This window comes from Bradyrhizobium sp. Ses1 (assembly GCF_059512365.1).
In genome coordinates, this window is record NZ_JCAMOQ010000121.1 from 1 (window position 1) to 5,975 (window position 5,975).

Consider the following 5,975-nt stretch of genomic DNA (forward strand, 5'->3'; position numbering starts at 1 on the left):
CACCGATCCGCTCATGCCAGGCTGTATCGCGCGCAAGCCGAAGGATGGCTAGGTGGGGGCCTCATGCCGGTTACGATTGGCACGATACCATGGTCGATCAGCCCGAGGCTGGCAGCGGGGCCTACGTCACCGGCTGGACCATCAGCGGTCTCGCCGTGCTCGGCACCATCGTCGCCGTTTGGGTGCTTGGCATCTAGGCCGCACCTGATAAGTGCGGCCTACAGGGTGTCCGGCGTCTTCAGCTCGTGCTGGATCTGCTCTTCCTTGAGCTGGCGCTCCGCTTCGTGCCAGAAGCGCTCTTCTTCATTTTCGGGGCTTCCCGCGGCTTCCCACAATCGATAGGCGCGCGCCCGGATTGCCTGATCGTCTATCTTCATTGCCCCAGCTCCTTCCGGACCGTGGCAGCGCTGTTGCCAACCTTGTCGACAGCCTTCTGGAGCTGCTCTCTCGTTACCCCGAGTTCTCTGGTCCAGTATTTGACCTCGAAGTCCTCGTGCATGTTGATCTTCGAGCGGTCGCGTTGATCCCTCTTGGTCAGATTATCCATGGCGGTTCCTCTTCTTGCGGATAGAACGCCAGAACACATTGCAGGTTCCCGGCAGGCAGATGGCCCTGTTCGCGAGCATCAACGGACGCTGCTCTCCGCATATGATCGGCACCTCAATGGCACCAGGAGGATTACTGCTGACGTACGTGAGCAGCTCGAGCTGTCAACGAGCGAACATCTCGATAGGCTGGAATTGAAACCGTGGCTGAACCCGCAAGCAACTTCGCGCGGAGTGCCCAAGCGGTAAAAAAATACGGGGAACATTACCTATGTTAAATCATTTATTTATTTAATGCTGTATTTAATTTTGACATTTAATACCCAGTCAGCATTGGAGAAGTCAAATGAAGATCGGGTTCGGCATTGCCGCCGCGATTTTGGCCCTCTCTTTGACGGCAGTCATCCCATCCGTGCAAGCCTGCAATGGCGGGGGAAATTGCGATAACGCCCCCGGTCGAGATCCGCCCGGTCAACGTGTTGGCGGAGCCCCCGGGCCGATTGCCGGCGCAGGCCTTCCGATCCTTGCCGTTGGCTACGGTGTTTATTGGCTGATCAGGCGCCGCCGTAAGCAGGACTGATATTTTTCCCGTGGACGCACCAGCAAGCGCTGGCTGGCATTCTCCACCGCGTCGGCCGCCAGGCCCGCGCGGCTTGCCGTTTGTTGGAAATCTGCCAGCGCTCGGTAAGAACCCGCTCGGCTTCTTTGCTGAACTAGCGGATCGGTACGGCGACTTCGTCTCGCTCAATCTTGCCGGATGGCCGGCCCTTTTTATCAACGATTTGCCTGCGATCGAGAACGTCCTCGTCGAGGAGCATCGAAACTACATCAAGCACAAGTTCTTCTGGCGCCATGTGACGGCGGTGTTCGGGAAAGGCCTGCTCACCAGTGAAGGCGAGCTTTGGCACCGCCAGCGTCGCTTGGCTGCGCCTGCCTTCGCCGGCCGGCAATTGCTTGCTTACGACGGCGCGATGGTGGCCCTTGCTCACCAGTTGCTTGATGGCTGGCAAGATGGCGAGATCATCGACATCCATCCCGAGATGATGGGACTGACGCTGCGGATCGCAGCCAAGACCCTCTTCGATTCCGAGGTGGAGCGAGACATTCACGACATGGACCTTGCGGTCAACGACCTCACCGTGGAGATCGCATCGCGCTACAAGCGCCCGATCCTTATTCCGGACGCGTTTCCGCTGCCCGGCCACCTCAGATACCGGCGCTCGATCCGGACGATTGAAAGAGTAGTCTCGTCCATGATCGCTGAACGGCGCGCCAGCGGCGTGGAACATCGAAATGATTTTCTGTCGCGTCTGATGGCAGCGCGCGACGACGCAGGAAAACCGGTGTGCGACTCGTTGCTTCGCGACGAGGCGATCACGCTCCTTCTCGCAGGGCACGAGACCACGGCCCTGGCGCTTTCCTGGACATGGTTTCTGCTCGGCCAGCATTCGGACACCGAGGCGCGCATGGCCGCGGAAATCGCCGAAGTGGTTGGCGATCGCCCCGTCACAGCCGAGGATGTTCAGCGCCTGAAATTCACGGAAAGCGTCGTGATGGAAGCGATGCGGCTTTACCCGCCCGCGTGGGCCATCGGCCGGGAATCCGTGCAACCGTTCGACCTTGGCGGCTACTCTTTCGGAGCGGGGACAACCATCTTCATCATCCCATGGGTCCTGCATCGCGACCCGCATTATTTCGAGGAGCCGGAGACTTTCCACCCCGAACGCTGGATGGGCGACCTCGAGCGCAAGCTACCCCGCTTCGCCTATATGCCGTTCGGCGGCGGACCGCGCGTCTGCATCGGCCAGCGTTTCGCCATGATGGAAGCCGTCCTGGTGCTGACGACCATGGCGCAACGTTTCTCCATGGAATGGCTGCCAGACCGCAAGGTGACGCCATTTCCGTCGATCACGCTGCGCCCTCATGGGGGCGTGTGGCTCAAGGTCAAGGAGCGTCGGACAACGAATGGTCGGAGCGGCGGGATTTGACCCCCAGCCCCAATCGCCCAGGCGTGGTCCGAGTTCTTGACTCCGCTTTTTTGGAAACCGCGAAAAGTGTGAACCATTTCACACACGAGGTAGCATGGTCTTGCTAAGATGCTGTTACTGGGATTTCAGGGCACCAGTTGAGACAAACGCCGCCGGGACGCTGTATTTCCAGCCCGGCGGCGCAATTTTGCGAACCAACGTTGAGGCCGAGCCTGAGCCTGCGACAGCCTCATATGATTAGGTAGCCACGGCATTCCCACAGCTTCACAATTGACTTCCTCTCCACATTGGAGGCTCGATGACCGACGATAAAGTCACCCGTCTGCGGGCCCATACCAACAACATCAGCCGATATCGGCGGCTGCTTGGGACCAATCTCTCGGAGCTTGAGCGCGGGTTTGTCGAAAGGCGCTTGAACGAGGAAAGGTTGGCTGTGCAAAGCTTGACCAATTCTCCAGTTTCGACTTGTCGCTTGGACTGGAGCGGCCCGCCAGCGTGAACCGACGGTTGGTCGGGCGCCTCCGCACGTTGTTACACTTGTAACTCTCAGATCATGGCTCTGCTGCCCAGCGCAGGGTAAAGCGTTGGCATAGACCGAAGGGTGATCTGATGAAAAAAGACGACGTGATCTGCCCTAAATGTGGGGCAGGCTTCCGCAGGATCGAGCTGTCATCCGGAAACGGCGAGCCAGGCGAATATCGCTGCCCGGCTTGCGGCACATCGCTGGAGATTTTCAACGGCGACAGCTCGGTCGCTTACCGTTTGACGATCCAGCCGTCGATTAGAGCCTTCAAAGATTAAACGGTCCCTGGAACGAAAAACCCGGCAGGTGCGGCCTGCCGGGTCATTCGCAAATATGATCAGGTAATACGATGCAGCAATTAAATGCCGAATTATGTAACGAGGGAATGAAATTCGTGTCAGTAGGAATGCGGAGACCCCGCTGGTGCACACAGGTGTGCACGGACGCGAACACCAACGACCCGAGCGCCCTGTCGAAGGAAGCCCGCCATTTGCGACGGGCTCAAGGCTAGGGAGGCGCGTTTGAGGACGCCGTTTGAGTCTACAGCGATTCGCGCTTGTCTCGTGTGTTGCAGTTTACACACCCTGCGAGGTGGCAGCGTATTTGACGGCCGTCGAACACATCAGAAAGGCGAGGCGGCCACAATAAGGTTCGTTGCAGGCGCCCTCGTAGAGACCTCGCCGCAATGAACTGGTCGCTTTTTATGTTTGCCAAGTGAAGAACCAGGCCCTCTTTGTGCAAGCTTCTTAAAATTCAAGTTGAATGGCACAATTTGCACTCACATCCCGGCAGCGGTTGTGCTTCGGTTGACGTGCGATCTCTCGCTGATCATCTCAGCCCCCTAGCCCAATGGTCGGTTGAGAGGGAGCGACGCCCCGGCGCGATCCCCACGATCCGCCGGGGCACGCACTTCCGCCGGCCACATCAAGGTGCAGGCTCAAAGGACACGGATGAGGTTGCGAGGCTCTTCGCACCCTCCTCTCTTTGCTGCGTGTCGATCAAACCGGCTGCAATTCAAGTCTTGATAAACGGCGCACCTATTTTAGCCAGTGTCGATTGCGAAGCCTGAACCAAGGCCAAGTCGATGAAGACAAACCTTCATCGAGATTGCATTGAGGTTCGCTCCTCAAATGTCGCTCGATATATGCCTCTTGGACATTTTAAATCACGATGGAGGTAGCCCCATGTCGATCGTGCAATTTACTCGTTTCAGAACCGATAAGGCCGAGGAAATGACCCAGATTGCCAGGCGGGCGAAGAAGATCTTTGAAAAACACGGTGCCGAATTTCTTCGGCTGTCCCGTTTCCACACTGGCGTGTGGGCAGGAGAATGGCTGGTTACGACGCGCTACGCCGGTTGGGAAGCTTACGGCAAAGTGCAGGAGGCCGTGGCAAAGGACCCGGAGTTCGTGCAGTTGCAGGCTGAGGGAATGAAGATCGCCGAACTGCAGGGCCGCAACATCGCTGTCGGCATCGATCTCTAGAGCATTTTCGGCTCTGATTGACTCAGAACCGAAGCTCTAGATTCTTATTTTGACGCGTTTTCTTCACGCGAACCGGTATCCACTTCGCTCGAAAACGCTCTGGCGACCCACATTAAGCGCGGAGGCCGCTGGAGCCATGCCGGCGGCCTTTTCAATTTCGATAGATTGCGCTCGGAGTTGCGCTACTCTGCGCTCGGCAATGCGGCTGGCGATGCCGCCGATCACCGAGGGCGCCCGCTCCCCGCGCAGACGGAACAATCATGAACAGATGCTCGTTAGTTTGCCTTTATGGCAAGGAGGCCGAGGAATGAGGATAAAAACCGTAGCTCTCGGAACGGCGCTGGTGCTGTGTAACCTGGGGACGTTCAGCGTTGCAGCCTATGCGCAGGAGGCCAGAGTCGTTCGTGAACCACGGGCAAGGGCGATCGTCAGGGTGCCCATAGTCAGGGAAACTCCTTACTGGGATTATTATGTTGTTCCACGATATCGTTATCGTCCAGAGGACGACCGGGTCGATCCATACGGCCCGCCCGTAGCGCCGGTGATACGCTATGGGAATCAAGAGGTATATATTCCGCGGTGGTGGTGGTACTGACCGTCCAGATGCAAGCGCGCACCGGCGCTATGCCGGCCATCAGGACAAAGGGCGCGATCACCGCGCCCTTTTGGTTTTCAATCTCCGGGTCGAGACTATCGGCAAGTGTCCCAGAAGTCGAAGGCAACCCGACATCTGTGCGGGTCATGATTGAATCAGAATCGAAGCTCTAGATTCTTGTTTTGACGCGTTCTCTTCATGCGAACCGGTATCCACCCTCGGATCAAGTCCGAGGGCATGCTCCGCCCAAAGACGCTCTAGGAGGCCCCCGCCGGATGCACCGGCTCGCGATGGATCTCGCGCCCTGACTCGCTGACGACCACGATCGCAAGGTCCGGTTCGGTGGGAGCCTCTTTGCGGAAATGTGCGGCGAGGATCTTGCTGTATTCGATGGCTTCGGCATCCGATGAAAACTGCTTCCCTATCCGGTTGCGGATCGGAACACCGTCTTTCCGGTCGAAATAGAAGGTCTGCACGTTCGTTTGCCTCTGATCTGGTGGCGCAGGCGGGTGGCGAAAGGCTCCTCCACGCTATGGCGCCGACGGGAACTTCAGCTTGATCTGCCTCAATCTGGGCTGACCGGCTTCGTCGGGTCGGTTTTTGCGGTAGCGTTCCAAAAGCTGGCGCTCGCGGCTAAGATTGAGGGCGTATCGCGGGGGCAGGACTGGACTTGGCGAGTTCAATCCGATCGCGCCTTGCGCAAAGCCCTGATCGCAGCTAATGGAACGGCATCGGAGCGTGGCGCAGCCCGGTTAGCGCACTAGTCTGGGAGACTAGGGGTCGAAGGTTCAAATCCTTTCGCTCCGACCATTTTTCTCAATATTTTCAACGGCGTATTCC

The 5,975-nt window shown here is 58.0% G+C and carries 9 protein-coding genes and 1 tRNA gene; 6 read left to right on the forward strand and 4 right to left on the reverse strand.

The genetic code is table 11. The features are described from left to right. On the forward strand, positions 1-197 hold a 197-nt coding region (locus AC5ZG5_RS45440; protein WP_496165552.1), incomplete at its 5' end, for a hypothetical protein. Between the two features lie 21 nt (positions 198-218). On the opposite strand, the gene AC5ZG5_RS45445 is transcribed toward AC5ZG5_RS45440, so the two are convergent. Together AC5ZG5_RS45445 and AC5ZG5_RS45450 are read right to left on the reverse strand one after the other, a co-directional pair. Then, entirely contained in the window at positions 219-377 is a 159-nt protein-coding gene (locus AC5ZG5_RS45445; RefSeq protein ID WP_080663625.1) for a DUF2934 domain-containing protein, read from the reverse strand. Further along, positions 374-547, reverse strand: coding sequence for a DUF3606 domain-containing protein (locus tag AC5ZG5_RS45450; RefSeq protein ID WP_130228405.1), 174 nt, complete (start codon positions 545-547; stop codon positions 374-376). The genes AC5ZG5_RS45445 and AC5ZG5_RS45450 overlap by 4 nt, the downstream gene beginning before the upstream one ends. Positions 548-891: 344 nt before the next feature. Between AC5ZG5_RS45450 and AC5ZG5_RS45455 the strand changes: the two genes are divergently transcribed. The 4 genes from AC5ZG5_RS45455 to AC5ZG5_RS45470 all read left to right on the forward strand — a co-directional run bounded on the left by AC5ZG5_RS45455 (position 892) and on the right by AC5ZG5_RS45470 (position 4,540). Then, entirely contained in the window at positions 892-1,125 is a 234-nt protein-coding gene (locus AC5ZG5_RS45455) for a hypothetical protein (RefSeq protein WP_130228404.1), read from the forward strand. 10 nt (positions 1,126-1,135) lie between these two features. Next, on the forward strand, positions 1,136-2,533 hold the full coding sequence (locus AC5ZG5_RS45460; protein ID WP_456642287.1) for a cytochrome P450: 1,398 nt from the start codon (positions 1,136-1,138) through the stop codon (positions 2,531-2,533). A gap of 609 nt (positions 2,534-3,142) precedes the next feature. Next, positions 3,143-3,334, forward strand: a complete 192-nt coding sequence (locus AC5ZG5_RS45465; RefSeq protein WP_456642286.1) for a hypothetical protein — start codon at positions 3,143-3,145, stop codon at positions 3,332-3,334. A 906-nt stretch (positions 3,335-4,240) separates the two neighbouring features. After that, complete coding sequence (locus AC5ZG5_RS45470) at positions 4,241-4,540, forward strand: hypothetical protein (RefSeq protein WP_456642285.1); 300 nt, start codon at positions 4,241-4,243, stop codon at positions 4,538-4,540. Positions 4,541-4,983: 443 nt separating this feature from the next. On the opposite strand, the gene AC5ZG5_RS45475 is transcribed toward AC5ZG5_RS45470, so the two are convergent. Both AC5ZG5_RS45475 and AC5ZG5_RS45480 read right to left on the reverse strand, forming a co-directional pair. Then, positions 4,984-5,283, reverse strand: coding sequence for a hypothetical protein (locus AC5ZG5_RS45475; protein ID WP_456642284.1), 300 nt, complete (start codon positions 5,281-5,283; stop codon positions 4,984-4,986). A 109-nt stretch (positions 5,284-5,392) separates the two neighbouring features. After that, positions 5,393-5,611 (reverse strand): DUF6894 family protein, encoded by a 219-nt coding sequence (locus AC5ZG5_RS45480; protein ID WP_456642283.1) that lies wholly within the window; start codon positions 5,609-5,611, stop codon positions 5,393-5,395. 256 nt (positions 5,612-5,867) lie between these two features. On the opposite strand from AC5ZG5_RS45480, the gene AC5ZG5_RS45485 reads away from it, so the two are divergent. Then, positions 5,868-5,945: transfer RNA gene (locus AC5ZG5_RS45485), tRNA-Pro, on the forward strand. Positions 5,946-5,975: the final 30 nt, after the last annotated feature.

Bases quoted from the DNA above. Each gene is read 5' to 3' on its own strand.
- AC5ZG5_RS45470 (WP_456642285.1), top strand. From the start codon at position 4,241: ATGTCGATCGTGCAATTTACTCGTTTCAGAACCGATAAGGCCGAGGAA.
- AC5ZG5_RS45445 (WP_080663625.1), bottom strand. From the start codon at position 377: ATGAAGATAGACGATCAGGCAATCCGGGCGCGCGCCTATCGATTGTGG.
- AC5ZG5_RS45450 (WP_130228405.1), bottom strand. From the start codon at position 547: ATGGATAATCTGACCAAGAGGGATCAACGCGACCGCTCGAAGATCAAC.
- AC5ZG5_RS45475 (WP_456642284.1), bottom strand. From the start codon at position 5,283: ATGACCCGCACAGATGTCGGGTTGCCTTCGACTTCTGGGACACTTGCC.
- AC5ZG5_RS45455 (WP_130228404.1), top strand. From the start codon at position 892: ATGAAGATCGGGTTCGGCATTGCCGCCGCGATTTTGGCCCTCTCTTTG.
- AC5ZG5_RS45465 (WP_456642286.1), top strand. From the start codon at position 3,143: ATGAAAAAAGACGACGTGATCTGCCCTAAATGTGGGGCAGGCTTCCGC.